This is a genomic window from Chryseobacterium sp. BLS98, assembly GCF_001045445.1.
Lineage (GTDB): Bacteria > Bacteroidota > Bacteroidia > Flavobacteriales > Weeksellaceae > Chryseobacterium.
The window spans coordinates 98,629-125,272 of the sequence record NZ_LFNF01000005.1 but is presented as its reverse complement, the minus strand read 5'-3'; the positions used below and the strand labels follow the sequence as shown (position 1 = coordinate 125,272).

Annotated in this window: 26 protein-coding genes; 7 read left to right on the top strand and 19 right to left on the bottom strand. The window is 38.7% G+C overall.

All coding sequences use genetic code 11. The features are described 5' to 3' along the window. The 3 genes from ACM40_RS17855 to ACM40_RS17845 are packed head-to-tail and all read right to left on the bottom strand — an operon-like array spanning position 1 to position 5,234. Positions 1-1,317 (bottom strand): lysine N(6)-hydroxylase/L-ornithine N(5)-oxygenase family protein, encoded by a 1,317-nt coding sequence (locus ACM40_RS17855; RefSeq protein WP_048504156.1) that lies wholly within the window; start codon positions 1,315-1,317, stop codon positions 1-3. Beyond that, positions 1,310-3,736: a GNAT family N-acetyltransferase gene (locus ACM40_RS17850; protein WP_048504155.1), complete on the bottom strand. Its 2,427-nt coding sequence runs from the start codon at positions 3,734-3,736 to the stop codon at positions 1,310-1,312. Before ACM40_RS17850 ends, ACM40_RS17855 begins: the two co-directional genes overlap by 8 nt. Continuing rightward, a complete protein-coding gene (locus ACM40_RS17845) occupies positions 3,708-5,234 on the bottom strand; it encodes a pyridoxal phosphate-dependent decarboxylase family protein (protein WP_053077128.1) in 1,527 nt (508 codons plus the stop codon). The genes ACM40_RS17850 and ACM40_RS17845 overlap by 29 nt, the downstream gene beginning before the upstream one ends. 216 nt (positions 5,235-5,450) lie before the next feature. On the opposite strand from ACM40_RS17845, the gene ACM40_RS17840 reads away from it, so the two are divergent. Beyond that, the gene (locus tag ACM40_RS17840; RefSeq protein ID WP_048504154.1) at positions 5,451-6,548 is read left to right on the top strand and encodes a TauD/TfdA family dioxygenase; all 1,098 of its coding nucleotides are present in this window, start codon (positions 5,451-5,453) and stop codon (positions 6,546-6,548) included. 248 nt (positions 6,549-6,796) lie between these two features. Here ACM40_RS17840 and ACM40_RS17835 read toward each other — a convergent pair whose 3' ends face one another. From ACM40_RS17835 to ACM40_RS17805, 7 genes are all read right to left on the bottom strand, one after another. After that, entirely contained in the window at positions 6,797-7,318 is a 522-nt protein-coding gene (locus tag ACM40_RS17835; RefSeq protein WP_048504153.1) for a GNAT family N-acetyltransferase, read from the bottom strand. Between the two features lie 9 nt (positions 7,319-7,327). Next, positions 7,328-8,338 (bottom strand): S41 family peptidase, encoded by a 1,011-nt coding sequence (locus ACM40_RS17830; RefSeq protein ID WP_048504152.1) that lies wholly within the window; start codon positions 8,336-8,338, stop codon positions 7,328-7,330. Positions 8,339-8,405: 67 nt separating this feature from the next. Then, positions 8,406-9,200 carry a helix-turn-helix domain-containing protein gene (locus ACM40_RS17825; RefSeq protein WP_048504151.1) on the bottom strand — a complete coding sequence of 265 codons (795 nt, stop codon included), beginning with the start codon at positions 9,198-9,200 and terminating at the stop codon, positions 8,406-8,408. 36 nt (positions 9,201-9,236) lie between these two features. Then, positions 9,237-9,818, bottom strand: a complete 582-nt coding sequence (locus ACM40_RS17820; RefSeq protein ID WP_048504150.1) for a nucleosidase — start codon at positions 9,816-9,818, stop codon at positions 9,237-9,239. A 307-nt stretch (positions 9,819-10,125) separates the two neighbouring features. Next, positions 10,126-10,827 (bottom strand): DsbA family protein, encoded by a 702-nt coding sequence (locus tag ACM40_RS17815; protein ID WP_048504149.1) that lies wholly within the window; start codon positions 10,825-10,827, stop codon positions 10,126-10,128. An 85-nt stretch (positions 10,828-10,912) separates the two neighbouring features. Next, positions 10,913-12,085, bottom strand: coding sequence for an MFS transporter (locus tag ACM40_RS17810; RefSeq protein ID WP_048504148.1), 1,173 nt, complete (start codon positions 12,083-12,085; stop codon positions 10,913-10,915). Between the two features lie 2 nt (positions 12,086-12,087). Next, positions 12,088-13,023 (bottom strand): alpha/beta hydrolase, encoded by a 936-nt coding sequence (locus tag ACM40_RS17805; RefSeq protein ID WP_048504147.1) that lies wholly within the window; start codon positions 13,021-13,023, stop codon positions 12,088-12,090. 154 nt (positions 13,024-13,177) lie between these two features. On the opposite strand from ACM40_RS17805, the gene ACM40_RS17800 reads away from it, so the two are divergent. Then, positions 13,178-13,564 carry a winged helix-turn-helix transcriptional regulator gene (locus ACM40_RS17800; protein WP_048504146.1) on the top strand — a complete coding sequence of 129 codons (387 nt, stop codon included), beginning with the start codon at positions 13,178-13,180 and terminating at the stop codon, positions 13,562-13,564. On the opposite strand, the gene ACM40_RS17795 is transcribed toward ACM40_RS17800, so the two are convergent. After that, complete coding sequence (locus tag ACM40_RS17795) at positions 13,561-14,751, bottom strand: MFS transporter (RefSeq protein ID WP_048504145.1); 1,191 nt, start codon at positions 14,749-14,751, stop codon at positions 13,561-13,563. The two genes, ACM40_RS17800 and ACM40_RS17795, sit on opposite strands and share 4 nt — an antisense overlap. Before the next feature lie 437 nt (positions 14,752-15,188). On the opposite strand from ACM40_RS17795, the gene ACM40_RS17790 reads away from it, so the two are divergent. Beyond that, positions 15,189-15,938 carry an NUDIX hydrolase gene (locus ACM40_RS17790; RefSeq protein WP_048504144.1) on the top strand — a complete coding sequence of 250 codons (750 nt, stop codon included), beginning with the start codon at positions 15,189-15,191 and terminating at the stop codon, positions 15,936-15,938. Positions 15,939-16,014: 76 nt separating this feature from the next. Beyond that, positions 16,015-16,746 carry an MBL fold metallo-hydrolase gene (locus tag ACM40_RS17785; RefSeq protein ID WP_048504143.1) on the top strand — a complete coding sequence of 244 codons (732 nt, stop codon included), beginning with the start codon at positions 16,015-16,017 and terminating at the stop codon, positions 16,744-16,746. A 14-nt stretch (positions 16,747-16,760) separates the two neighbouring features. Here the strand turns inward: ACM40_RS17785 and ACM40_RS17780 are convergent, their stop codons facing one another. Next, positions 16,761-17,102, bottom strand: a complete 342-nt coding sequence (locus ACM40_RS17780; protein WP_131705387.1) for a helix-turn-helix transcriptional regulator — start codon at positions 17,100-17,102, stop codon at positions 16,761-16,763. Positions 17,103-17,727: 625 nt separating this feature from the next. Further along, on the bottom strand, positions 17,728-18,354 hold the full coding sequence (locus ACM40_RS17775; protein ID WP_048504142.1) for a chloramphenicol acetyltransferase: 627 nt from the start codon (positions 18,352-18,354) through the stop codon (positions 17,728-17,730). 196 nt (positions 18,355-18,550) lie between these two features. Between ACM40_RS17775 and ACM40_RS17770 the strand changes: the two genes are divergently transcribed. Continuing rightward, complete coding sequence (locus ACM40_RS17770) at positions 18,551-19,408, top strand: NAD(P)-dependent oxidoreductase (RefSeq protein WP_048504141.1); 858 nt, start codon at positions 18,551-18,553, stop codon at positions 19,406-19,408. Between the two features lie 22 nt (positions 19,409-19,430). Here ACM40_RS17770 and ACM40_RS17765 read toward each other — a convergent pair whose 3' ends face one another. From ACM40_RS17765 to ACM40_RS17740, 6 genes are all read right to left on the bottom strand, one after another. After that, a complete protein-coding gene (locus ACM40_RS17765; protein WP_048504140.1) occupies positions 19,431-20,300 on the bottom strand; it encodes an EamA family transporter in 870 nt (289 codons plus the stop codon). A 228-nt stretch (positions 20,301-20,528) separates the two neighbouring features. Next, the gene (locus ACM40_RS17760) at positions 20,529-21,332 is read right to left on the bottom strand and encodes a helix-turn-helix domain-containing protein (RefSeq protein WP_048504139.1); all 804 of its coding nucleotides are present in this window, start codon (positions 21,330-21,332) and stop codon (positions 20,529-20,531) included. Between the two features lie 18 nt (positions 21,333-21,350). Next, positions 21,351-21,752 (bottom strand): GlcG/HbpS family heme-binding protein, encoded by a 402-nt coding sequence (locus tag ACM40_RS17755; protein ID WP_048504138.1) that lies wholly within the window; start codon positions 21,750-21,752, stop codon positions 21,351-21,353. A 3-nt stretch (positions 21,753-21,755) separates the two neighbouring features. Beyond that, a complete protein-coding gene (locus ACM40_RS17750; protein WP_048504137.1) occupies positions 21,756-22,547 on the bottom strand; it encodes an SDR family oxidoreductase in 792 nt (263 codons plus the stop codon). Between the two features lie 230 nt (positions 22,548-22,777). Beyond that, positions 22,778-23,311 (bottom strand): DUF4442 domain-containing protein, encoded by a 534-nt coding sequence (locus ACM40_RS17745; RefSeq protein WP_048504136.1) that lies wholly within the window; start codon positions 23,309-23,311, stop codon positions 22,778-22,780. A gap of 2 nt (positions 23,312-23,313) precedes the next feature. Then, on the bottom strand, positions 23,314-23,865 hold the full coding sequence (locus ACM40_RS17740) for a TetR/AcrR family transcriptional regulator (RefSeq protein ID WP_048504135.1): 552 nt from the start codon (positions 23,863-23,865) through the stop codon (positions 23,314-23,316). 178 nt (positions 23,866-24,043) lie between these two features. Here ACM40_RS17740 and ACM40_RS17735 point away from each other — a divergent pair, with 178 nt between their 5' ends. Further along, positions 24,044-25,066 carry a ligase-associated DNA damage response exonuclease gene (locus tag ACM40_RS17735; RefSeq protein ID WP_048504134.1) on the top strand — a complete coding sequence of 341 codons (1,023 nt, stop codon included), beginning with the start codon at positions 24,044-24,046 and terminating at the stop codon, positions 25,064-25,066. Further along, on the top strand, positions 25,063-26,643 hold the full coding sequence (locus ACM40_RS17730) for an ATP-dependent DNA ligase (RefSeq protein WP_048504133.1): 1,581 nt from the start codon (positions 25,063-25,065) through the stop codon (positions 26,641-26,643). The genes ACM40_RS17735 and ACM40_RS17730 overlap by 4 nt, the downstream gene beginning before the upstream one ends. Position 26,644: the final 1 nt, after the last annotated feature.

The following is a 26,644-nucleotide window of genomic DNA, read 5'->3' as shown; positions in this document are numbered from 1 at the left end:
TTATATTTTCGCAGTGGGCATCACGGCATGTTTTTCAACGTCAAAATCCTGGAATGCTATTTTCTTTTCGATCTTATAATATTCTCTTCCTAATATGTCATTGATAATATAGGAATTACGGTACGCAGCCATTCCAAGGTCTGTTGAAATATAGCTGTGGGTATGTACTTCCGCATGAAGGACGTAAATTTCGCCGCCGTTATGATCTATAGAATAATTCCTGTTCACAGCAAATAAACCGCTTGAATCTCTTTTAATTCTGGACTGGATATTCTTCAGGAAAGCAGGTTCATGGTAACGGTATCCGGTTCCTACTACCAGATAATCAGCTTCCTGTTCGTAAGGAACTTCCTGCTCCAGTTGTGTGAATTCAAGAGTTAAACGGTTCGGATCGCTGTTATCTACTCTATCCAGCTGGCTGTTTGGAATAATCTTCAGATTAGGATCAGCATTATCGATATTCAGGTCGTAGATAAAATCGTAGATTTCATTGATCAGGTCATAATTGATTCCTTTAAACTGTGCCTGCTGTTTGCTTAAAATTGTTTTTCTGGCCGATTCGTCTCTGCCATAGAAATAATCTACATAATCAGGAGAAGTCAATTCTAAGGTCAGTTTTGAATATTCCATCGGGAAGAAACGGTCCGGACGAGAATACCAGCCCAACTGTGTGTCTTCATCGCGGCTTTGAAGCAGGTCATAGAAAACCTCTGCTGCACTCTGGCCTGAACCAATCACCGCAATTTTCTTGCCCTGTGCCAGAAGCTCTTCCTTGCGGTACAAATATGAGCTTGTATGAAGAATACGTGAATCTTCTTTCGGAATAAATGAAGGTATATGCGGCTGTGTTCCTGTTCCTAGGATCAGTCTTTCTGTTCTGAAAACTTCTGTTTCTTGGGTTTTGGTGTGAACCGTTGTGATTAAGTATAATCCGTCTTCATACACAATATCCACAACCTGCGTGGAGAAACGGCACTGCGGCAGCTGGCTTACGACCCACTGGCAGTAACGGTTATACTCTTTTCTCGGAATGAAAAAATCTTCCCTGATAAAGAATTTATACAGTCGGTTCGTTTCTTTCAGATAGTTCAGAAGGCTTAAAGGATTGGTTGGATCTGCCATGGATACACAGTCGCATAGAAAAGGCGTCTGCAGTGTTACGTGGTCGATCATCAATCCCGGATGCCAGTCGAAACCGTCTCTCTGGTCAAGGAAAAGTGTTTTTAATTCAGAAATCGGATTGGATAAAGCGGCAAGTCCCAGATTGAAAGGACCAATACCTATTCCGATCACGTTATATACAGTGTCGTTATTCATGTTCAGTGATTTTTACGGTGAATTCTACATCTTTGTTTTGCGGGAATTTTTCCCAGTACCATTCTCTGTAGCAGAAATTAAGATTGGCTTTTTTATGAGGCATTTCAATGACTTTATCTACCTTGAATCCGACATGCGCCTTGTTCATCATAGACGCCAGAGAATCTACCGAGCCTTCCCCTACCATTTTTCCAACCTCAGGCTGGGCAAATACATAATCTACCATAGACTGGGTGGAAGGAGAAACGTATTTTTTCTTCGGATCTGTGGGTGCGATAAACTGATGGGTTCCGTAATCGGTAGGCAGTACATCATAATAATCGCCCACAATATCTCTGCACGGCCAGTATACCTCAATATTACATGTAGGCTCACCATTGCTCATGACGATGTAACTGTGTGCTTCATCACCCGGCAGCATTAAACGGTAATAGGTTTCCAGTTCGTCAATCGGCCAGTTCATCTGCCAGATTTTGATCGCGTGTTCACGGTTAAACCACTCATGAAGCATTTCAAGGTCTTCATCAAGATTAACGGGTCTCATTGTAACCGTGACATCATCTTTCTGGAAATAACGCTTGAAGAAAGCTTCTTTTCCTTTCGGATGAATCAGCTGATCAGAGAAATAGTGATAATGAAGAAGATTCGGAACTTTGGCGTAAGAAATAGCTGCAGCGCTTGTAATTCCGTCAATTTTATTAGCAACCGCCTTAAAATTGGTTTTTGTTCCCCAATGACGGTTTTCAAGTGCATAACGGGTAAAATCAGAAGCCATTTCCTCATGAATCTGCTCAAACTGGTTGTGAAGAATATTAATCAGTGTTCTCTCTTTCGCCCATCCCGTCTTTCCTAATGAAGTGATAAGTGCTGAAAGATTGCTCACCAAAACATGGTAAGATATAATATCTAAAAGACGTTCATCCCTGATGAAAAGATCTTCAATCTCAGGATATGCTTTGGAAAGCTCCGTATATTGTTCTCTTGCGCTTTCTCTTAATAAATAGCCCTGTGCATCTCTTACAAAAAGAGTTTTCGGAAGCAACTGATCATCAAGTTGGATTAAAAGATTCTGCTGGTGTGCTTCAGGAGCCATGCCGTATTGGCTGTATAAATGGTTTAAAGGAGCAATCAACAAATGAATATATTTTGCAAACCAAATGGTAATCGATTCTTCAGGACTTGTTCCCAGTTTCTCAGAAACATCTGTAAAGAATTTTTGGATAAAACTCTGTCCTTCCGAAGGCTCATCCTGACAAAGTCTTGCTAATAACACAATTTTGTCCTCCGGTGAAAACGGATTTTCGCGGATCAGAAGATTAAGACTCTCGATATTTTTATCTTCATGGTAAACGCCTAATGTTACTGGTTCCAGAAGCAGTCTGAACTGATTGAAATCTTTTTCAAATGATGCTCCGGCATGCTTACGCCATAGTGCTGATGCATAGCCTCTGGCCAGATCTTTTTCGGTGTTGATTCTGATTGATCCCGTTAAAAGGACATTTAACGAAAATTTAGGCATCCATGGAATATTCTCGCTGTACATGCTTCTGATGGAAGATGTGGAATAAAATTCTTCTCCCAAAACTCCGATATGGATTAATGTACGGTTGCTGACCATTTCTGCACCTTCTTTCGTAGATAAAAGATAACTGGCTTCCCACGGATGGCATGGAACGGTATAAAAGTCTGAAACAGACTCGCCTTCATTCAGATATTTCTCTTCAAGGTTTTCCGGTAATGAAATCAGAGTTTTTAGAAATTCTTCATAGGAAATATCCAGCACTGAGTTTTCTTTTACACAGTTTTTATGAACCAGAAAATATTCAAGCTGGATTCCTTTGTTGAATTCCGGACCGTAAAGAAGCTGCTCCTCTCTGGAGAATCCCATTCTTGCTTTTGTAAAAGGATGAAGGTTGTGACCTACAGGAAGCTGCTGTTCAGATTCAAGGAAAGAATATGTTAATGCATCTTTATCTTTTAATCCTTCGTTCATGATCATCTGAAGATTCCTGAAGCTGTTTTGAATTCTTTTGGTGAAAAGTTCCTGCCCCTGTTGGGTAGGTCCTTCAGAAAGCTCCTGGTACACCAAAGCGGTCAATTGATCAATATCAGCTTCAGAAACCGATTGATTTTTGTGATCCACAATCCATAAGGACATTGCATAGTTATGAAAAGTACTTTCGGAACGATAGGAAACAGGGGCAAATAAGAAAACTTCGCTTTTTTTCAGGTCAAACCTGATGTGGAGCGGATAAATACTGTTTTGCACCGCACTGGCTGTTAAGGTATCATATTTTGGAACTCCCTGATAAAATTTTCCGTTTCCAAGCTCACGGAGCATTCCGTTCAGCAGGATGCGGACTGTAATTTCCTGCGCCTGTTTTGTGTACTTAGTCTTCTGTACCAAAGTCTTCTCCATGAGTTTTTATTTTGTTTAAAATTTGATGTACGTCTTCTGTGGTCGTAATAGGATTAAGGAAAGTAAATTTCAGGTAGAAATTCCCGTCTACTTTTGTACTGGCAACCAGCACTTCCCCACTGTAGAACAGTTTCATTTTGATGTATTGGTTTAGAGCGTTCAGATCTTCAATGTCTTCTCTTATATAACGGAAAACCAGAACGCTCAGGTCTGTATCGGAAAGTAGTTCGAAATCAGCATTTTCCTGAATCATTGCTGCTACATCTTTAGTCAGGTCGATTACAGTATCTGTATACTCGGAAAGCTGTTCTTTCCCCATCATTCTTAAAGTAAACCATAGTTTCAAAGCATCAAATCTTCGTGTACTCTGAATAATGGATTTGTTGATCTGTGCAGGAATTTCCTCTTCATCCATCTCGGCAGGGTTCAGATAATCTGCATGGTGCTTCAGGATTCTTAACTCCCTCTTGTTTTTAACGATGAAAGCACTGCTGCTGATCGGCTGGAAGAATGATTTGTGATAATCTATTGTCACCGAATCCGCTCTTTCAATGCCGTTCAGGAGATAGCGGTATTTTTCGCTCAATAACAAAGCACATCCGTAGGCTGCATCCACATGCATCCAGATGTTGTACTGCTCTGCAATATTGGCGATATCTTCCAGCGGATCTACATTTCCAAAGTCTGTAGTTCCGGCAGTGGCTACAATTCCAATAGGAATATTCCCCAGCTGTTCTTCCCTCTTAATGTATTTTTTCAGCAAAGTGATATCCATACAGAATCTGTCGTCCGTAGGAACTTTAACGATGCATTTCTCGCCCAATCCCATAATTGAGGCATTCTTTAAGTTGCTGAAGTGGGATTTATCAGAAACAAAGATTCTGAAACGTCCTGCTTCCTGTGGTAGTCCATCTAATTTGATATTATGATTGTATCTTTTCTGAGAAAAGCAGTCGCGCATCATCACAAGTCCCATCAGGTTACTCTGTGATCCTCCGGCAGTGAAAACACCGTCGCTGGTTTCCGCACTGTATCCTAACTGCTCAGCAGTCCAGTCGATCAGTTTTCTTTCCATGAATGTTCCTCCGGCGCTTTGGTCGTAGGTGTCCTGGGAAGAATTGATGGCACTCACAAGAATTTCTCCCGCAAGAGCTGGGATAACGATCGGGCAGTTAAGGTGTGCTACATATTGTGGTAAGTGAAAAGCAGTAGCGTGCTTTACATATATAGTATCTACTTCCTGAAGAAGTTCCTGGTAAGAAGACAGTTTTTGATTAAGGTCTATCTGCTGTACCATGCCTTTCATTTCTTTGGCTTCTATTCCGCTGAAGGGTTTGTCGTTTCTGTGAAGGAATGTTCCCACAAGATCTAAAGTTTCTTTAACAGCGGAACGATAATGATCATAATTATCAGAATGAAAAATATTTCCAAAATTCCCCGAAATGTGAGGTAAGGAAGCGCCCAGGATGTCTCCGACGGGCATTTGATTGTTGTTCATATAAGGTATTCTAAGGTGGTTTTTAAAATCAATAAGTTGTGTAAAGTGATATGATATATAGATGTATATACCTGACAGTCAAGTTTTTAATTTTTACATTTTTTTACTTTTTATTTGGTAGATGATAAATTATTCATAAATTTGAACTTTCAATTGTTATTTAGAATAATTAAAAACAAATATAGAAATTTAATTCACACACCAAATATTTTTTTAATGAATTCGCCAGAAATTTTAGATAACGACAGTATTACTGCGGTAAAACTGCTTCCCGCCATCATTGAGATTACCTCTCAGGAAAGAAGAATGATACAAGATGCAGCGGCGCATCTTGAGAGAAAATATGGCAGCTATGAAAACAGGGAATTTATCACCCATGTTCACCAGCTGGCCTCTTATTTTTTACCGGAAAGAATTCTGCATATAGCCGCTGATTTTGCCAGCGACTTTTCAAAAGATCAGTACGGAGCTATCGCATTCAGGGGATTGATGGATATTGATCAGGAAAGTATCGGTACTACCCCAGCCAACTGGCAGTCTGCAGATTATTCCAAGTTCAATCTTTACGGTTTTGCCTGTGCCTTGATGCATGGAGCGCTTCCATCGAAGCCGGTACAGTATTATTCTCAGCGTAAAGGCGGTGGGTTAATGCATGCAATCATCCCTGATGAAAAAATGCGTGAAACCCAGACCGGATCAGGATCTTCAACGGATCTTTATGTGCATACGGAAGATGCCTTTCTGAAACATCAGGCTGACTTTTTGAGCTTTATGTATATCAGAAATGAAGAGCAGGTACCTTCTACCTTGTATTCCATTCGTTCCCATGAATCTATCGGTGAAAAATTCAGACCTCTTTTTGAGCGCATGTACAAGATTCCAAAAGATGCCAATCTTGAAACAGCAACTGATGAAGAAGAAGTGCTGGATGCCATTCTTTATGGGAATTATGAACTTCCTTTCATGCGATTTGACGCAGCAGAACAGTTATTCAATCCAAGCATTAAGCAAAGTGATGATGCTCAATATCATCTGAATGAATTCTGGGAAGAGGCAAGAGATCTGATTTATTCAGGATTTACGCCACAGGCCGGAGATGTTATATTGGTCAATAATCATTTATGTGCTCACGGAAGATCAGCTTTTCGTGCCGGCGTGAGAAACATTGACGGGATGGAATACCGTTGCCAGAGAAGAATTATGCTCCGTATGATGAGTAAAGTAAGTTTAATGGACATGAGAGCCCATACGCTTACTGAAGACCCATTCTTTGTGATTGAAGAACATTTGGGAAAAAACTTTGAAAATATTTAAATTATTTCGATAACGTTTATTAATCAATCATGATAAATCCTTTTAAGACTTGTGCTTAAAAGGATTTTTTTAATTAAACTATTTTTAAACCATTAAGATTTAATAAATTTTTAAGATTATTAAGGTGAGCTTCGCTTTAAGTAAATACTATACTTAAGAAATCTTCTGATTTTAATCTTAACTTTCCTTAATTGCTTCAATGTTCTTAATGTTTCAAAAAACTCAGCAACAAAAATTTAATTTTTAAATTATTTCAGGATTTTTTTCATCATCAGATCAGTCTGTTCATCATCTCCCAACCTGAAGGTATGGCTTCCGAATACTTCAAAACCGTTTTTTTCATAAAATCTAATCGCTCTTGGATTCTTTTCCCAGACCCCAAGCCAAAGGTATTGTTTGTTAAAACTTTTTGCTGTTTCCAAGGCCTGATCATACAGCAACTGCCCTACTTTCTGACCGTGGTGGCTTTTTTTAACATATATCCTCTCTATTTCCATAGCCGTATCATCCTGCAGTTCTGTTTGTGCAGATCCTGAATTTAATTTGAGATAGCCTACAGCAATGTCCTCTTCCCATGCAATATAGAAATGGGAATCTGCGTGGTTCAATTCTGATTTTACTTTTTCCGTACTGAAACTTTTTTCGAGATAATTTTTCATAGCTTCCTCTGGGTTGCTTTCGGAAAAGGTTTCGGAAAAAGTCTGTATTCCAATATTCTGAATAGTTTCAAGGTCATTTATTCCAGCTTTCAAAATTGTTATTGATGACATAATGCGTATTTATTGTTCTAATTTATTAATAAGATTTTTTATTTGGGGTATGCTCAGTTCTGTTTTTGTTCCTGTTTTTAAAATGTTTTTTAAAATTTTAAGATGGGCCGTCTTTAATGCATCTTCGGCTTTTACTTCCTGATCAGGGGTTATCCCAATATGGTCCCAGTTTTTATGACTCCTGGCAGAAGTAATTTTCCCTGCCGGAACAAGCAGTAAGTATTGATTTTGGATGATAAAATGATCTACAGGATTGGCGGCTCCTTCGGTTTTTTCACCTATTACTTCGGCCAGTTGATGTTCCTGTAAGAAGTAAGCGACTGCCTCCCCTGCGGAAAAAGTTCTTTTACTGGTAAGGATATAAATATTTTTATGGAGGTATTTCTGTCCGGAAACTTCAGATTGTGTTATATTTTGTATCGTCTGGCCCGTATGTCTTAAATAAGTAGTGTAAAGGTTCGTTTTTTTGTCAAAAAAGTAACTGCAGAATAGCATAAGCATTCCATTATCTCCGCCTCCATTTTCTCTAAGGTCAATGATTAAGGAATGGGTATTGGCCACAAAATCCATTACAGAGGCCAGTGTTTTTGCGCTGGATTCAGGGGGAGCAAAACCTTTGAAATCTATATAGCCAATATTGCCCTGCAAACGTTGAACACTTTCAAAACCAAAATTTTCAAGACTGTTGTGAAAATTATCCTGCTTTTCTCTTTCCTTTTCATCGATTGGCTTTTCCGGACTGTAGTTTTCAAGATACTTAACAAAGAAATGTTTGTCTTTTATATCAGTCCGCAGCTTTTGAGTGAGCAGTGCTGCAAAATCTTTTTTGCTCAAATCATTAAAAGTCCCTTTTCCAGATTCACTCTGAAATAAAGAATCCACTCTTTTGTAGGCATCTTTATCGATGTAATATTGCTTTACTTTTTCTGTGATGTCAGCAAGTACCGCTGTATTTTCGTTTCTCTGTGCATAAGAGAATAAGGAGTGTAAAAATAAAACTCCGGCTATTATTTTTTTCATTGAAACAGGCATAATGTTTCAGCAAAAGTATCTCAATGAAAATCATATAAATTGTAAAAATGGAAACTCAGATAAATAACCAGATATTATTTTGTTGCGTATCTACATTTTCAAAGAATTTTCCCGGGCTTATTTTTGTTAGTTCTTTAAAATCTTTAATAAGATGAGACTGGTCATAAAAAAGATTTTCATATGAAAGTTCCGTGAGGTTTCTGGTTTTTTTATTTGAAATCAGGACTTTACGGAATCTCTGGATTTTTCTGAATTCTGATGCGGGTTTGCCCAGATATCGGTTTGAAATTTTATTCAGATACTGTCTTGTAATTCCGTTTTTTTCAGCAATTTCTTCGATGATCAGCTCAGTATCAAAATCAGCCAGAATATTGTAGGCTAAGGTTAGATTTTTCTGTTGGAATTTTGAAAGCCAGTAATTTTCCAGCAATTCAATTTGCTGCTTCCTATCCTTTTCTTTTAAAACAGCATTCATGATTTCATTAAAATTTGAAAGATGAAGAACTTCCTTTAAAGCTGAACTTTCATCTACCTCAAAAAAATGATACATTCCCAATGGCTTAAAGTAAACCGTAACTTCGTTTACAGATTGCCGGTAACAAATTTCAGTAGGAACAGAGCATCTGGAAACAAAATCAATCACCAGGTTTTCCGATAATGATCTGTGAATCTCTACCCAACCCTTATCCTGAGTAATAGACACGTCCTGACAGGCTGATACAATAAAGTAATTGTCCGGAAAGGTAAGGTATCTTACGGGCTGGTGGCTGTCATCCTTGTCTACAAAATAATATCCTTCAATATATTTTTGAAGTACAGGATGCAGGGGATGATAAAAGGTAACTTTCATAAGAACTGCGATCTCAAATTTCAAGCAGAAATCATCCTATGAAAATAATATCTTTTTAAACGCTTCAGAAGCCAGATGTACCTGAACCGACCAATCGTCCGCAGCATCACTTCCTGCATCATCTGAAATATACTTAAGGCATAAAAACGGAATATTTTCTTTTTGGGCAATAAGAGCCAGCGGATAAGCCTCCATATCTACAATGTTGTAATCTGTTTCGGAATGATTCATTTCAAAACTGTCGCCGCTGCCACAGATTCCCTGCTCCAGGCCATTCATCTCAAGACCGTATTCCAGAACAGGAGGAATTCCGGACAGTGGCGTTTCGTAAAGACTGAAGCCAAGCCCTCTTACATCCATATCGCGCTGGATAAACTTTGTACAGCAGATTACTTCGCCTTTACTGAAGCTTTTACTTCCTGCAGATCCAAGGTTAATGATCAGTTTTGGCTTTCTGGTATGAATTTCTTTTGTCAGTTCTATGGCTGCATTCACTTTCCCGATTCCTGTTACCAGTTTATTTTTCCCCTCAAATGCTTTTCCTGCTTCTGAATCCAGAGCAAAGACAAACAGGGTTTCTGAAACGGGATATTGAGATTCAGCATTTATTTTTATCATGGAATATAAATATTTGAACAAAAATAAGCATTGAATGGATAAATAGGAGGATCTTTCGTTTATTATTCGGGGTTTAAATAACAAAACACCTCTAATGGAGGTGTTCTATGTTGAAAATTATTATTAATAAGCTGATTTTAAACGCAAAGTTTTATTTTAATAATGCATAGTTGGAGAAAGCAAAGAGAAAATCAATCTTTGATTGATCTGATTAAGCGGAGGTCATATTAGCTTATCAGTGGCAAGACCAAATTCCTGTTTTCTTACAATCAAAATAACTTTGCGTTTAAAAAATATACTTTAAAATTTAAATACTGCATCCATCTGCATCACAAGATGCGCCGCCATCTTTGGAAAGATCTTTAAACGGGCTTACTGTTTCCTTATAGGTCTGCTGCAAAGCTTCTGCAAAAACTTCTGCCGGCTGTGCTCCGGATACCGCATACTTTCCATTCAATACGAAGAAAGGAACGCTGGATATACCATTGTTTTTGGCTTCCTGAATATCCTGATTGATTTCATAATTAAACTGGTCTGAAACTAAAGCCTGTCTTGCTTCATCTTTATCCATATTTAAATTTTCTGCGAGGGCAACAAGTACTTCAATATCTCCTACATTTTTTCCGTCGATAAAGTGCGCTTTAAAAAGGGCTTCTTCCATCTCATTCGCCTTACCGTATTTTTTGGCAAGATGAAGTAATTTGTGGGCTGTAAAAGTATTGATGATCAAAGCTTTTTCAAAGTTAAAATCAATTCCGGCACCTTTGCCCATCTGGGCTACCTGGCCGATCATCTGGGCAGCCTGTTCTGCCGGAAATCCCTTCTTCTCTTTAAAATATTCGATTGTATTTTGAGGCTGAGCCGGGTCTAAAGTTGGATCTAACTGGAAGCTCTTCCACTCTACTTCGACTTCATTTTTAAACGGAAGCTTTTCAAGGGCCTGTTCAAAATTATTCTTTCCGATGTAGCAAAACGGGCACATTACATCAGACCATATTTCTATTTTCATTTTTCTTTTTTAATTTTTGGTGAAATTATTTAAAGATCAAAGATAGTGTATTCTTATTAATGTAACAAATTTTGTTACATTATAATTAAGAACACGGAATAATGATTTTTTTCTTTGTATTCTTTTTCTCCAGAATACTTCTCAGGATGATCATGATAAAAGCCAGAATACCGAAAACAAAACCTATCCACGGATTATATGATGCTCCTTGGGTAACAATCATCCATCCTCCTAAAGTAGTGCCCAAAGTCACGCCTAAATTTCCGAAAGATGTTGCCAAACTGTTTGCAAACTCCAGTGAGTCCGGAACGGAAGAAATCATATAGGTGGATGCATTCTGGAAGCTGGGAGAATACAAAAATCCCCAAATAGCAATGCTGATGATATTCATAGCTATATTGCTTCCTGAGAAATACAGCAGAAAAGGCATGAGGACAGTACCGGAAAGAAACAGGGCTGTCGTTTTCGAAACATTCCAGCTCAGCATTTTTCCGGCTATCCAGTTCGAAAATATCCCAATGATCCCGAATAGGAAAAGCATATAACTTACCATCGTACTGTCCATTCCTTTTGCTTTATTCAGGTAATCTGCAAAAAAACTATAGGTAGAGAACCACGCTGTAATCATGAAAAAATTCATGGCAGTACTGATGATAAAGGTGGGTTGAGTTAAAATTTTAAGCTGGCTTTTATAGGATTTTTTTTCTGTAACAGGCATAGCAGGAAGCAGAAAAAAAATAACGCTGAGCGCTATTGTGCTTACTACAGCCTGAACAATAAAAGATGATTCCCAGATCCAAACACTGGCCAGCCAGGTTGCAAAAGGAACCGTGGTAACCATAGCCAGCGCAACCCCAATAAATACAATTCCCATTAATTGGTTAGCTTGTTTCTTCTCTGAACCGGATACTGCAACAGACAAGGCCGTTGCAATATAAACCGGTTGTAAAAATGCTGGAAATACCCGGACCAGCATCAGAAGCCAGAACGGAGGCGACATGGCAGAAATCATAGCCGTAAACAAAAAAATAGAAATAGCCGCCAGCATCACCTTCCTCCTGTCAAATCCGGACATTAAAAGAGTCATGAATGGCCCTGTTATGGCGATGATCAGTGCAAAAGCACTCAGAAGCCATCCTGCTTTGTCAATCCCTATTTGGTAATGCTGCGCGATCTGTGGCAAAATTCCTATCACTCCGAATTCCGTGGTAATTACGGCAATAAATCCCAGGCATCCAATATATGCATACTTTTTCATCCTTATTTTGTAACGGTTTTCAGATGTTGATGGGCAAATTCTGCCATTTCGTGTACGGCCTGATCCGCTTCATTCAGCACTTCATCCATATGCATAAAGCCATGAACCATGTCTTTATAAAAGATGGTATGTATAGGAACTCCTGCCTCTTGCATATGGGTTGCCAGCTCTTCTCCTTCATCTCTTAAAGGATCATGTTCTGCAATAAAAAACAGTGTAGGCGGTGTATTTTTGAAATCTTTTATCAGTATCGGAACGGCTAAGGGATCGGGGTTGTTTCTGCCTTCGGGATAATACCATTTCCAGGCCTGGATCCCGCCTTCTTTGTTAAGAACAGGCCCTGTTTCATAAGTTTCCCAGGATTTTGTATTGAACTGATGATCTGCAGCAGGGTAAATCAGTACCTGAAACTTCAACAGTTCTCCTATCTGGGTAGAAACACCTGTTGCAAGCGCACCTCCGGCACTGTCTCCGATAATACCGATCTGATTGGCATTAATTCCTAAAGATACTGCATGGTCTGCAATCCATTTTACAGAATCAATACAGTCGTTTAAGCCTGCAGGAAAAGGATGCTCAGGAGCCAGTCGGTAATCCACAAAGAACACAACAGATCCGGTTTTATTGGCCAGTTTTCGAACTATAGCATCGTGGGTTTCAAAACCGCCGGCAATAAACCATCCTCCATGAATATAAATGATTGCTGATGAATTTTGGACATCCTTTCCTTTTGGACGGTAAATCCGGACTGGAACCTGATGACTTTCCAGGGAAATATTCAGCTCCTCTATCATTGCAACAGGTTCTTTTTTTCTGCTAAGCTGAAAAGACATGGTTTCAAGGTATTTACGGGTATCCTCTAACGGATTTTGTGCATTGAATGAATGTATTTTTTCTAAGTGATTTAAAATCTGACTGATAGGTTTTGTTAACTCCATTACTCTTGTTTTTGTATGAATACTATTTAGGAACGTTGAGCGCTCTTGTTCCGGAACTGCTGTTATTTTCAGTTTCTGAGTGTAAAATTAATTTTCAAACCTTACATTTGCACTGTATACAGCTAATTGTACGGTACTAACAAATTTGTAAGCTATGGGAAAAATAAAGGAAAACTCAACGAATAACATCAATAAAAAGTACATACAGGAATGTGATTTGTCTTATGCCGTCTGTAAGATCGGAGGCAGATGGAAACTTCTGATTTTAAACAGATTAAAAGACAGAAAACTGCGTTTCAGTGAAGTACGCGACCGGATCTGCGGAATTACCGAAAGAATGCTCACCCTTCAACTCCGGGAACTGGAAAAAGAAGGACTGGTAAAAAGAACGGTACACGCAGAAGTTCCGCCAAGAGTAGATTATGAGCTTACGGATATTGCCAGAGAACTGATCCCGATCTGGGAAGATCTGGAAAAGTGGGGAACCAAGCACAGGAACTTAGTTCAGGAAAATATGAATAAAGCAGAGGTTGAAAATTAAGGCTGGGGTGCATTTACTTTGTTGCTGAATACAACATGAGCTAAAATGGCAAGCAGTCCGAAAGATGCTCCTACAAAGCAAACTCCCTCCCACTGTGCATACTGCCAGGCAAGAGATGCCAGCCAGGTTCCAAGTGATCCGCCAATGAAATATGAAACCATGTAAACAGTATTCAAACGGTTTACGGCATTGGATTTAATTAAGAAATAATTAGTCTGGTTCATGATATGGCTGGACTGTACGCCAAGATCAACCAAGATCACTCCGACGATCAACCCCCAGTAAGTTTCACCTGCAAAATAGGTAAAAGCCCAGCTTCCCACGACAATAAAAAGCGAATACAGAATAATCTTGTTAATATCCAGATATTTCTGAAGCTTCCCCACTTTAGCGGCTGCCAATGCTCCTACAGCTCCAGCCAGTCCAAAGCTTCCCACCACCGATGAACCTGCATTAAACGGCGGTTTCTCCATATGAAAGACCAATGTTGTAAATAAAGCACACATCGATCCAAAAGCCATGGCTCCACGGAATGAAGCCAGCTGCAATATAGGCTGTGTTTTTGCCAGATGGGCTACAGACTGCATTAATTCCTTATAGGTTCCTTTAAAATTTGGCTGCATTTCCGGAAGCATTTTGTATACAGCCATCCAGACAATAACCATCAGGCCTGCAGCAATACCAAACATGGCTCTCCAGCCCCACACATCACCCACAATTCCACCTATAAATCTGGATAAAAGAATCCCTAATAATAATCCTGACATCACTGTTCCGATATTGGAAGATTTTTCTTGATCAGAGGATAATTCAGCGGCAATAGGTATAAATAATTGAGGAATTACTGACGTTACCCCGATCAGTAAACTCGCAGCATACAGCATCCACAACTGGGTGGCGAAAGTCATCCATAGTAATGAGCCAAAAACTAAAAACAGATCGATCAGAATCAATTTCTTACGGAAAAATTTATCTCCCAAAGGAACAATTAATAATAATCCTAAAGCGTATCCTATTTGTGTAAGCACAGAAATTTTGCCTGCTGCACTTTCGGAAATATGAAGATCGTCAGCAATAAGGGCAAGTAAAGGCTGGTTGTAATAATTATTGGCTACCACCAGGCCCGAAATAACGGCCATAAGCCAGATCACTGTTCTCGAAATACCGTTCGTATTGCTCTTCTGCATAGTTTAATTGATAATTTTAACTTCAAATGTAAAAATAGAATTAATGAGCAGGACGTATCCTGCATTGGTAATCAGGAATGATCCCATGGATAGATTCTATCACCATACCATTTTGAAGAATTGCAAAGATAAGGAATTAAAAAGAGGCCGTCTATTGCAAACGGCCTCTTTCAATCAACTATGGCATTTAATCTAAAAAATAATAAATTATAAACGGGAAGAAGGGAGTTTTTTTCGTCAGTAATAGACTTACAGAATGTCAGCCTTGTGTTATATGCTTACTTTAACGGAAAATGGCTGTTAATATTTTGTGATTATATTATTTTATCTTGATTATTTAAACAGTTTTATCTTAAATGTCTTTATCTGAAAGGATTTTTAATAGGAATTCATTTTTTTTTAGCAAATTTGTAGAAAGACACATTCACATTAGTTCCATGGATTCTAAACAACAGCTTTTACAGCAGTCAATTGAGGCAAAAGAAATTTTTCTGCCCCATATCTCAGCCGATCCCGTTATTTTTGGATTTGAGCATAATGAGCTTAAAGTTCTGCTCCTGAAAACCAATTACAGAAAAATATGGCTTCTTCCCGGTGGTTATGTTGGTAAAGACGAGGATCTGGACGATGCTGTGAAGAGAATACTTAAGGAAAGATCGGGAATTACAGATATTTACCTCGAAGAATTTGGAGTATTCGGGAAGAAAAACAGAAGTGAGTTTTATTTTGAGGATTTCGATGAAACGCTTTTCCAGAAACAGCGCTTCATTACTGTAGGATATTATGCGTTATACAGGCCATCCATGTTTCGTCTGATTCCGGATGAGTTCAGTGAGACCTGCGAATGGGTCTTTGTAAGCAAACTTCCTGAAATAGAATTCGGGATGGATCATTATGAGATTATTCAAAAAGCTCTTCTGACTCTCAGACAGAAAATATCTACAAAGCCTATCGGAAAAAACCTACTGCCAGAAAAGTTCACCCTTCCGGAACTGCAGAAATTATATGAAGCTGTTTTGGGAAAAGAGCTGAACCGTGGGAATTTTTACAGAAAAATAAAGAACCTGGGAATTTTGAAAAAGCTTGACGAACAGAGACGTGGCGGCGCCCATAAAGCTCCTGACCTCTACTCTTTTGACGAGGAACATTATGCCAAAGCTATGGAAAACGGTCTGAGCAGCTGGTAAATATGATTGTTTTTTCCAATGTATCCTATTGAAAAAAAGGTTTTCACATTTTAGAAATATTAGGGAAATTTGCAGGATGAAAATTATTCCGCTTAAAGAAGGCAATTTTTCTGCCAGCAAAACGAAAGATTTTACCCTGCTTACCGATGAAAATTTTGATACCGTTAAAGGAATTAAAATGGCTGTACAACCATTTCTGATCATTACGGAGCAAGATTATATTCTTATAGATGCCGGTATCGGATGGAAAAATGCTGAGGGAAAAACCGTGATTCTGGAATTACTGGAAAAAGAAAATATCAAACCTGAGCAGATCACTAAACTTCTCCTTTCTCATCTCCACAAAGATCATATTGACGGCAGTATTCAAGAGATTGACAACAGTTTTGTACCAACATTTCCCAATGCAGAAATTTATATTCAAAAACGGGAACTGGGTTTTGCAATGGAAAATAAAGGAAATCCTTCTTTTGATTTTAATGTACTGGAAAAACTGATCACCCTGCCGAATATTGTATGGATGGATAACGATCAGGGAAACATCAGTGAGGAAATCTCTTTTGAAGTTGCAGGCGGGCATACTCCTTTCATGCAGGTATTCTGGATCAGAGAAAACGGGGAAACTGCTTTTTACGGGGCAGATGATCTTCCGCAGGAATCTTATCTAAAATATCACCTCGCGTATAAAAGTGATTTTGACGGAAGAAAAGCAATGGAATTAAGAGTGAAATGGCAAAAAAAAGCTGCTGAAGAAAAATGGAAAATACTGCTTTATCATGATCTGGATAAAGCAGTGATCCAAATATAATCTGATACAAAAATTTAAAGGTCATTAAACCATTTGTAAATATCCAGGTCGGAAGGAATATTAAGCTTCTTCCTGATCCTGTTTTTCCTGTTCTGAATGGCTTTTGGGGTTACAAAAGTGTAAGTTGCGATTTCCTTGGTGGTAAAGTTGAGTTTCAGGTAAATGCAAAAAATCAGTTCAGAATTTTTGAGTCCGGCATATACCTTAGCTATTTTATCAAAAAAATCAGGGTAAACTAATCTGAATTTATTCAGCAGGCGCGGTGAATTTTCCTTAGCTAATGCTATAATTTCGTCCTGCATTACATTTTTTTGGTTTAAATCTTCTAAATTAGATTGTGGTTTTTCGTTTTTCATAATATTTTTCTCATCTCTACTTATTTCTGGCACTGTACAAACTTGAGCACCAGTACAAATTCTTCTTCAATAGCTAAATGAATAACTGCTTTAAATGAAGGTTTCAGGTCACATACATCAATTTCATATTTTATCCGCGAATATCTCAGGAGTTCTATCCTTAAAAATTTTCACCGGCTGTGATTCTTTCAGTTATTTTAAACAAAACAAAGAAAGAAAAAATGATTAAAATTTTACAGAATTAAAATACCACATATGTACCACGCCATCCTATACCAGTGTATTTGCCTTATTTATGCTATGCCTTGAAATTAATTCTTCATTTATTCTTAAGCAAATGTAGCAGATGTAGATTTCGCTTTTTATGATCTCAATCAATGTTTTTGAAGATTTTGAGCAGTATATTATTCAATACACAGAATTTTAAAATTAGAAATATCCAGGTTTCCGGTTATAAAAAGGACTTTAAATGAATGAAATCATTAAAATCAGGAAATTATTTTTCGGAATAAGGCAAAGTATGCATACCATCATACAAAGACAGAAGAGTTTTATTAAAAATATTGATGAAGGATTAATGTCTATCGTAGACTTTAATATTTTCAGGCTTTCTTGGTCAACTTTCTTATTGATCAAGCTGTCTCTGAAATTCTTCCAGATATCTCGCAATATGAATTCCATCTGCCAGCCCGTGATGAGCTTCCACAGAGACCGGAAGAAATTTTTTACCGTCACGGATGCTGAACTTTCCGAATGTAATTTTGGGAACAGATTCAGAATTATTATAGCTGGTAGGATGAAGCAATGCGCTGAAAGAATTCCATGGAATGGTTGAATGCCTGATGAGATCTTTACCAAGCTCGCCATTATTCATCCTGATTCCTGATGTGCGCTGTACATCTTCTATTTCCTCCTGCATTATTTTATTGAATGTATTAAAATCATCTGAAAAAGGGATAAATGCAAAACCAAAAGTCCCGTCTGCCCTTCCTATCGTAGTTCCTGCATGAATAGCATCATATAAAACCACCTGATTATCTACAATCCGAAGTTTCAGCTCGTCTACGGTATTGACGGCTACCATTGACCGGTGAAGATATGTTGCAAAAAAAGAATGTCCGTTTTCCTTTGCATTAGCATACGCTTTTGTACAATCTACTTCGGTGGTAAAGCCGAAGTAAGGACTGTCCATTTTTGAGAAAAATTCAAAATGCTCTTTCCTGTTCCATTTCTCGACGTCTATGATCCTCATTGATTTTTATTTGCTGCAAATTTCCGTAAGTTTTCCGGGTTTTAAAAGTTAATCCACAAAAAATATTACAGCCTGCCTTTGGTCAGTTTTTTGCTGCAAATAGAGCAGGCTTGCATTATGAAATTCATATTTTATAGTGTCAATAATTATGATTTTAGCTTAAAAATCAATTGTTTAATCACCTTAAAAATATAGCATGGAAAAAGAGAGAATAGGATTCATCGGACTAGGAAATATGGGTCACCCTATGGCCAAAAATCTTGAAAAGGCAGGATTTCCGCTTTCAGTTTACAACAGATCACCTGAAAAAGCTGAAAATTTTAAAGAAAAATCAACTGTTTATACCCAGATTTCAGATCTGGTGAAGAACAGCAGCATCATTTTCACCATGCTCACTGATGATCATGCCACCAAAGCAGTTTACGAAGATATCCTGAAATCGGACATTGCAGGAAAACTTTTTATAGACATGAGCACCATCTCTCCACGGGCTACTGCAGAGCTAAGCGGAGCCGTTAAAATAAAAGAAGCAGCTTTCATTGATGCACCGGTAGCCGGAAGTACCGTTCCTGCTGCAGAAGGAACACTGATCATTATGGCAGGTGGTGAAGAAAAAGACCTTTTACGGGCTATGCCTTACCTTGAAAAACTGGGAAAAGCAGTAAAGCATTTAGGGGAAAACGGAAAAGGAATCGCAGGGAAGCTTTCCATCAATTATTTACTGTCTGCGATTTACCAGGGATTGGCAGAAACCGTCCTCTTTGCAGATCAATTAGGAATTAACCGTACAGCAATGCTGGAAATCATTAATGAAAGTGCCAGCGGTAGCGGTGCAACAAAGGTTAAAACCCCTATGCTGATCCGTGAAGATTATCAACCTGCTTTTGCTTTGGACCTGATGCTGAAAGATATTCTCCTCGCCAAAGAAGCCGGAGCTGATTTTCCTCTATCTGAGGTTCTGAGCAAAACCTACCAGTCTGCCCATGATGAAGGTTTCGGTAAGGAAGATGTGATCGGGATTATTAATTATTTGAAGAATCAGCCTGAAAAATAATACCCCTTTTTTATGCAGGAGCTTATTCTTTGCTTTGAACAATTTCATTCTGAGCTGCCACTTTACTGAAAACAGTTGTTCCTATACTGGCCACAATGACGCAACCGATTGAAATCCATTGTAAAAAACTCAATTCTTCTGCCAGAAATACCCAACCCGAAAGAGCTGCAAATGCAGGTTCCAGGCTCATCAGAATACTGAAGGTCTTTGCGGGAAGTCTTTTCAATGCCATTATTTCCAGTGAAAATGGCAACGCACTAGACAAAATAGCCACTCCTAAACCTTTCACAAAAATAGAGGGTGTAAGATTGAATACAGCACCGTCCCATATGGTAAAAGGAATGATGGCCAGACTTGCGAATACCATTCCGGTGGTAACCGCATCTTTTCCATCCATAATTTTAGCCACTTTTCCACCCATGACGATGTATACCGCCCAAAACATTCCTGCAAGAAAAGCCAAGCCAAGTCCAACCAGATCAACATGATCGCTCTGCCACGGAACAATGAGTAATATCCCGATACAGGCCAGCAATGCCCATACTACATCCAGCAATTTCCGGGATAAAGCAATGGCCAAAAATAAAGGCCCTGCAAATTCTACCGTAACCGCCAGGCCCAACGGGATTCTTTGAATAGCCATGTAGAAAACGAGATTCATCGCTGCCAGACCAATCCCATACATTGCACAGTACTTCCATTTTTGTGTGGTGAACTGCAAAAATTTCGGACGGTTAATCAAAATGAGCAACACAGCAGAAAGCCCGATTCTCAGACTGACAGTCCCAATAGGGCCTATCAGAGGAAAGAGCTGTTTGGCAATGGAAGCGCCTCCCTGTACACAGATAATCGCTAAAAGTGTTGCTGAAATTGCCAGGTTTGAATTTTTCATTTCTAAATTTAATATTCGTAAACAATCTATAAAATGAATTTCCGGGTTAAACGAACTTTATTCTATAAGTTATAATCCGGATTTATCATCTAAGATAGTTACCCCAAATATATTAAAACTTTGTTTTTCCGGACACTTGCAATTGCCGGTTAAAGTTTAAAACATGTTAATAAATAAAAGGAACAGCTGTTCACTGTTCCTTTCTTATCCTGGTTGTGTTTTTTTAATTTAAACTTCTGTGGTGGTAAGACCGAATTTCTGTTTGAAAGAATAATAAAAATGCGACAGATTTTCAAATCCCAGTTCGAGATAAATATCGGATGGCTTTTTGTTTTTATGCCGGATCTGATAATATGCTTCTTCCAGTCTTTTTTCTTTAAGCCATTGTTTAGGTGTCATGTTGAAAGCTTTGCTGAAATCACGCTTAAACCCTGAAAGACTGCGGCCTGTGAGCCTTGCAAATGTTTCCACCGGCACATTGAATTTGAAATTCTTATTCATAAACTCCTTAAGATCAATCTTATGCGGTTCTGAAAAATCAAAAAGCAGGTTTTTAAAATCTGGATTACTTTGCAGAATAAGCTCTATCGCCTCTTTAACCTTTAAAACAGCCAGCCTAGAAGTTGCTGTTTTTGTTTTGTCAATATACGGAAGCAGTGAAACAAAATACCCGCTGAAAAATTCATTAGGCTCAAAAAAGAGTCTTTCAGTATCGGAAAATCTTTCGGATGGGTTTATTCTATGTTCTGCTGCATACTGCCGGAGTGTCTCCTGATCAAGAGTTATAGACAGAAACTGGTATTTTTTATTCTTTGAAGGATACTTTACCGTTCGGATCAGTTGATTTTTCCTGACGAGCATTACAGTATTCTCCTTTATAACAGTTTTGCCTTTGTCATGAAAAGCATGCGTTTCACCGGACAGCTGATAGCCCAGAAAATGATCGGGAATAAACTCTTCGTGTCCCCTGTACATTTCAAAAGAACAGGAATAGACCAGTTTATCGAATATGATTTCCGAAGTTTTCTCCATACTGCAAATATCTGAAATTTAAGCGATAACAGCAGCACCTGCCTCTGCAATCTCCTTATCCTGTTCAGTAGATCCCCCGGAAGACGCTATTGCACCTATGATCTTGCCTTCAGCATCTTTGATCACTACTCCACCCGCGATGGTAAGAAGCCCCTCGTTGGAATTCAGCATACCATATCCGTGAATTTCTGCTCCGGCAATGATCGTTCCCATCACATCACTGTCGACACCGAACATTATTGCTGTTTTTGCTTTTTTAACGGCAAAATCGATAACACCGTAAACACTGTCCAGCCTTGCCAGGATAACAAGATGCCCTCCTGTATCTACAACGGCAATAGTTACGGGAATATTGATAGATTTTGCTTTTTCTGTGGCTGCCTGAAGCACTTTTGTAGCCTGGTTATACGTTATGCTCATTGTTTAACTTTTTGCAGTCCACGCATCGGCCTGTATTTGCTTGACAAAATCTTCCGTTTCTTTAGGATGCACATTCCTGAAATTGGAATTATCATCCAGTGCCACATTCACAATAACCTCTGCCATAGACTGCGGATCCAGCTGGTGGGTAAGAGAATCAGCTGCCCCATCAAAAGCAGATTCCGGAGTAAAGTTCATTTCAGGATCATACCATCGGAAAATGGAGTCTACACCCCTGTCATTAAACCCTGTTCCAAAAACACCCGGATTACAGGTTGCTATCTTGATATTGAACGGAGCCAGTTCAGTTTTTAAGCCCTCTGCAATAGCTTCCATAGCATGTTTTGAGGCACAATAGGCTGCTACATACGGAACGGTCCATAATCCTCCCATTGAAGTGGTGAATACAATCTTGCCCGGTTTCTTTTGTTCAATGAATTTTTTAACAAAGCCTTGCGCAAGTTGTAATCCTCCAAAAACATTCACATCGAACATCGAGCGTATAAGCTCCAGTGGTTGCTCAGCAATAGGGCCACCCTCCATAATACCGGCGTTGCTGATCAGAATATCAATATCATATTTTTTAAGGATATAATTGATGTCCTGTGGATTGGTTACATCCAGTTTATCAGCCGTAAGTTCAATTCCCTGTTCTCCTGCTTCCCTGATTAAATCGCTCATCTGTGGATACACCTGTGCTGTTGCGATAACTTTGTGGCCTTTTTTAGCCAGATCAAATGCGGCTATTTTTCCGAAACCGCTTGCTGCACCTGTAATTAAAATTGTTTTGCTCATTTTGTTTTCTTTATTGTTACAGAACAAAGGTCATAGATTTCGAAAGGAAATTTATTGCTGAAAAGTTCAATGTTTTATTGCTGGAAAGCTCTATCTAAAAACAGATTAACTGGTCACTTCAAACTGAACAGTAATATTTAATCACTTAAAAAGGAATGAGAAGTAAGGAATGCAGGAAATTTTTACCTTAATGTATGGGTAATTTTGAATGGTATCCGAAGGCGAGGATGCTATTCAGCTTTCTGCTTTTTTAGTTCCCGCTTTTGTTTATAAAAGTTTTTATCGGCAATGTAGATGGTTTTCTTTATTTCGCAGTAAAGGGTTTCTTTATTTCTATCTGTAAGTTGTGTTGTTTTTACAATGACAATTTCATTTTCAGTTTTTATCCGCTCCTCTATTTCCTTCAATTCCTCTTTTGTAAAAATAAACTCTGCATAAAGATCAGTATTAGCAGGACGTTTGAAATAGATTTCTGCAGATTTGTCCCAAATGACGTATCGATGATTTGTAAGATATATGAGCTGTACCATTGGAATGGGATCTACTGAGGAAAACATACTCCCGCCAAAAATGGTTCCCATATAATTTTTGTTCTTATAGCTTATAGTAAGTTTAATGCAGATCTTTGATAAATCTTCGGATACAGACTGTATTCTGGCAGTGCTTCTGCGGTACATAGGAGATATATTGAACGTCCATTTAAAGAGCGTGGGCAGACCGATAATCTTTGCTCCGTATTTGCTTATCTTTTGGTAAAAGGTCATTTTTAAAGTTTTAGATTATTAATAATTTCATCCATTAAAAGTTGAATCTCTTCTTTTGTATATAGCCTTCCTACCTGTGCCAATCCAACTAACAGGGATAAAAGTTCCAAAGCCTTTAACCGGCAGTTCTTAATCACCCGAAATTCTTTTTTTTCAATTCCTGATTCCAGAATTGCTGTTGTATGGGACAGAATGGTCTCGTTAAATTCTTTTAGTTTCTCTGTGATGTTTTCATCAAGTGAATGATAATCAGAAGCTAAAGTACCGGTCAGGCAGATCTGCTGTTTATCAATAAGGAAAAGGTAATAGTTGAAAAGTTTTTGCAGTTTTTCCGTTGCTGAGAATGTGTTCTGGGAATCTTTCAGACTTAGGATCCGTTGCCGGTGCATCTCAATAATAGCCAGGCATAGCTCTGCTTTGGAGGGGAAATGGTAATGTATAGAAGATGTTTTTATATTAATGTTTTTCGCTATATCGGCATAGCTAAAAGCATTATACCCTCTTTCAGTGAGCAGTTTGTTTCCAGTTTCAATAATTTTGTCTTTCGTATTCATTTTATCTATCTACTAGTAGGTAGATAAAAATACAAAATAAAATTGATTTTAAAGTTATAATTTCAAACTCTTTAATATTTTCATACAAAATACAGAATTGGTTAGATTTTTGAAGGCTAAAACATAACCAAACTTCTATAAATACAGAACGTTTTATAGAAAATCAAAATATTTTCCATTGAAACTGATAACATTTACAAATAAAGGCATTTATTGTCCCCAGGGTAAATTTTATATTGATCCCTGGAGGCCTGTAGACCTGGCAGTCATCACACATGGCCATGCCGACCATGCCCGCTGGGGAATGAAGAAATACCTGTGTCATCATTATACAAAACCCATTCTTTACCAGAGAATTGGCCCGGATATCGAATGTCAGGGTGTTGAATACGGTGAAACCATAATGATGAACGGAGTAAAAGTTTCGCTGCATCCTGCCGGGCATATCATTGGTTCAGCCCAGATCAGATTAGAATATAAAGGATATGTTATCGTTATTTCCGGCGATTATAAAGTACAGGAAGACGGTCTGAGTACTCCGTTTGAACTGGTGAAATGCAATGAATTTGTAACAGAAAGTACTTTTGGACTGCCCATTTACAATTGGCTGGAGGTTCCGGATCTGAATAAAAAGCTTCAAACCTGGGTGCTCAAAAACCAGGAAAATGCAAAAACGTCTGTATTCATAGGATATTCTTTAGGAAAAGCACAGCGTATTATGAAGGCGGTGGAAGGCTTGGGGAAAATTTACGTTCACTATTCTATCGGGAAACTCAATGAAGCTTTTGAATCTGTAGGAATTGATCTTCCGGACTATAAAATTGCCGATTTCAGGGAGAACCCCAAAGAAGTCCGCCATGAAATCGTCATCGTTCCGCCGGCACTTTTAGACAGCAGTATCATCAGGAAAATTCCGGATGCCGCAACAGCAATCTGCTCCGGCTGGATGCAGGTGCGTGGGGCAAGAAGATGGCGGAGCGCTGATGCCGGATTTGCAATGAGCGATCATGCCGATTGGAAAGGTCTGTTGCAGGCTATAAAGGCTACAGAAGCTGAAATGGTACATGTTACCCATGGCCAGACCGAGATTTTTTCAAAATATTTAAATGAAATCGGCATTCAGGCTGATGTAGTGCAGACCCAGTTTGGAGAAGACGAGGAAGAATCTGAAAAAGAAATCATTGAAAACCCGGAACCATGAAACATTTTGCTGATTTGATCAATGCCTTGGAAACTACCAATAAAACCAATGCTAAAATAGAAGCCATTATTGATTATCTGGAACGTGCTCCGGATGAAGATAAAGTGTGGTTTATTGCCCTGTTTACCGGAAAAAGGCCTAAAAGGAATGTGAATACCAATTATATGAAAGAATGGGCGCTCGAAATTGCACAGCTGCCATTCTGGCTGTTTCAGGAAAGCTATTCTTCGGTAGGGGATCTCGGGGAAACTATTTCGTTGATCCTTCCGCCTCCTTCAGAAAAAATTGACCGCACCCTTTCCCAATGGATGCAGGATATTGTTAATTTAAAAGATAAATCAGAAACCGAGAAAAAAGAATTTGTCCTGAAATCGTGGAATGGCCTGGATTATACTGAACGCCTGTTATTCAATAAACTACTGGGAGGAAGCTTCCGCATAGGAGTTTCCGATAAAACACTCATCAATGCGTTGACCAGGTTTTCATCCCAGGAATCCAGCACTCTTATGCACAGCCTCATGGGTAAATGGGTGCCCGGTGAAGTTACGTTTCAGGAGCTGATTTCGGCAGAAAACGTTAATCCAGATAATTCAAAGCCCTATCCTTTCTGCCTGGCTTATCCGCTGGAAAAAGAGCTTGACGAACTGGGAGATCCTGGTGACTGGCAGACAGAATACAAATGGGACGGAATCCGTGGAGAGATCATCCGGAGAAACGATGAAGTCTTTATATGGTCAAGGGGTGAAGAACTCATCACAGAACAGTTTCCGGAAATAAAAGAGACCGTGCAGGCTATGAAGGGCAATTTTGTTTTAGATGGAGAAATACTTGCGGTAAAGGATTCTAATGTTTTAAATTTTAATGAATTACAGAAAAGATTAAACAGGAAAACTTTAACCAAAAAAATGCTGGCAGATATTCCTATCGAAGTTTTTGTTTATGACTTACTGGAACTTGAAGGAACCGACCTCCGTGAAAAATCAATGGCAGCCAGACGGGCAATGCTCGAAGAATTACTGCTGAATGAAGCTCCGCAGAATATTAAGCTTTCCCAGGTCATTAACTTTGAAAAATGGGATGATCTCAATACAATAAGAGAAGCATCAAGGGACATTAACAGCGAAGGTTTAATGCTGAAACAGAAAAACTCCATTTACCATTCCGGCAGAAAAAAAGGCGACTGGTGGAAATGGAAAGTAAATCCGCTGACGATTGATGCTGTTCTAATTTATGCCCAGAAAGGAAGCGGAAGAAGGAGTGCCTATTACACAGACTATACATTTGCAGTAAAAAACGGGGATTCCCTTGTCACCATTGCAAAAGCCTATTCCGGACTTACCGATAAAGAAATCATGGAAGTCAGTAAGTTTGTCAATAAAAATGCCATTGAAAAATTCGGGCCAGTGCGTACAGTAAAAGCAGAGCTGGTCTTTGAAATCGCCTTTGAAGGCATAGGATTCAGCAGCAGGCATAAAAGCGGTGTTGCCTTAAGGTTTCCAAGAATTGTAAGGTGGCGGAAAGACAAAACCGTAGATGAAATAGATGAACTGGAAGAAATAAAAAAACTGATCCAATAAT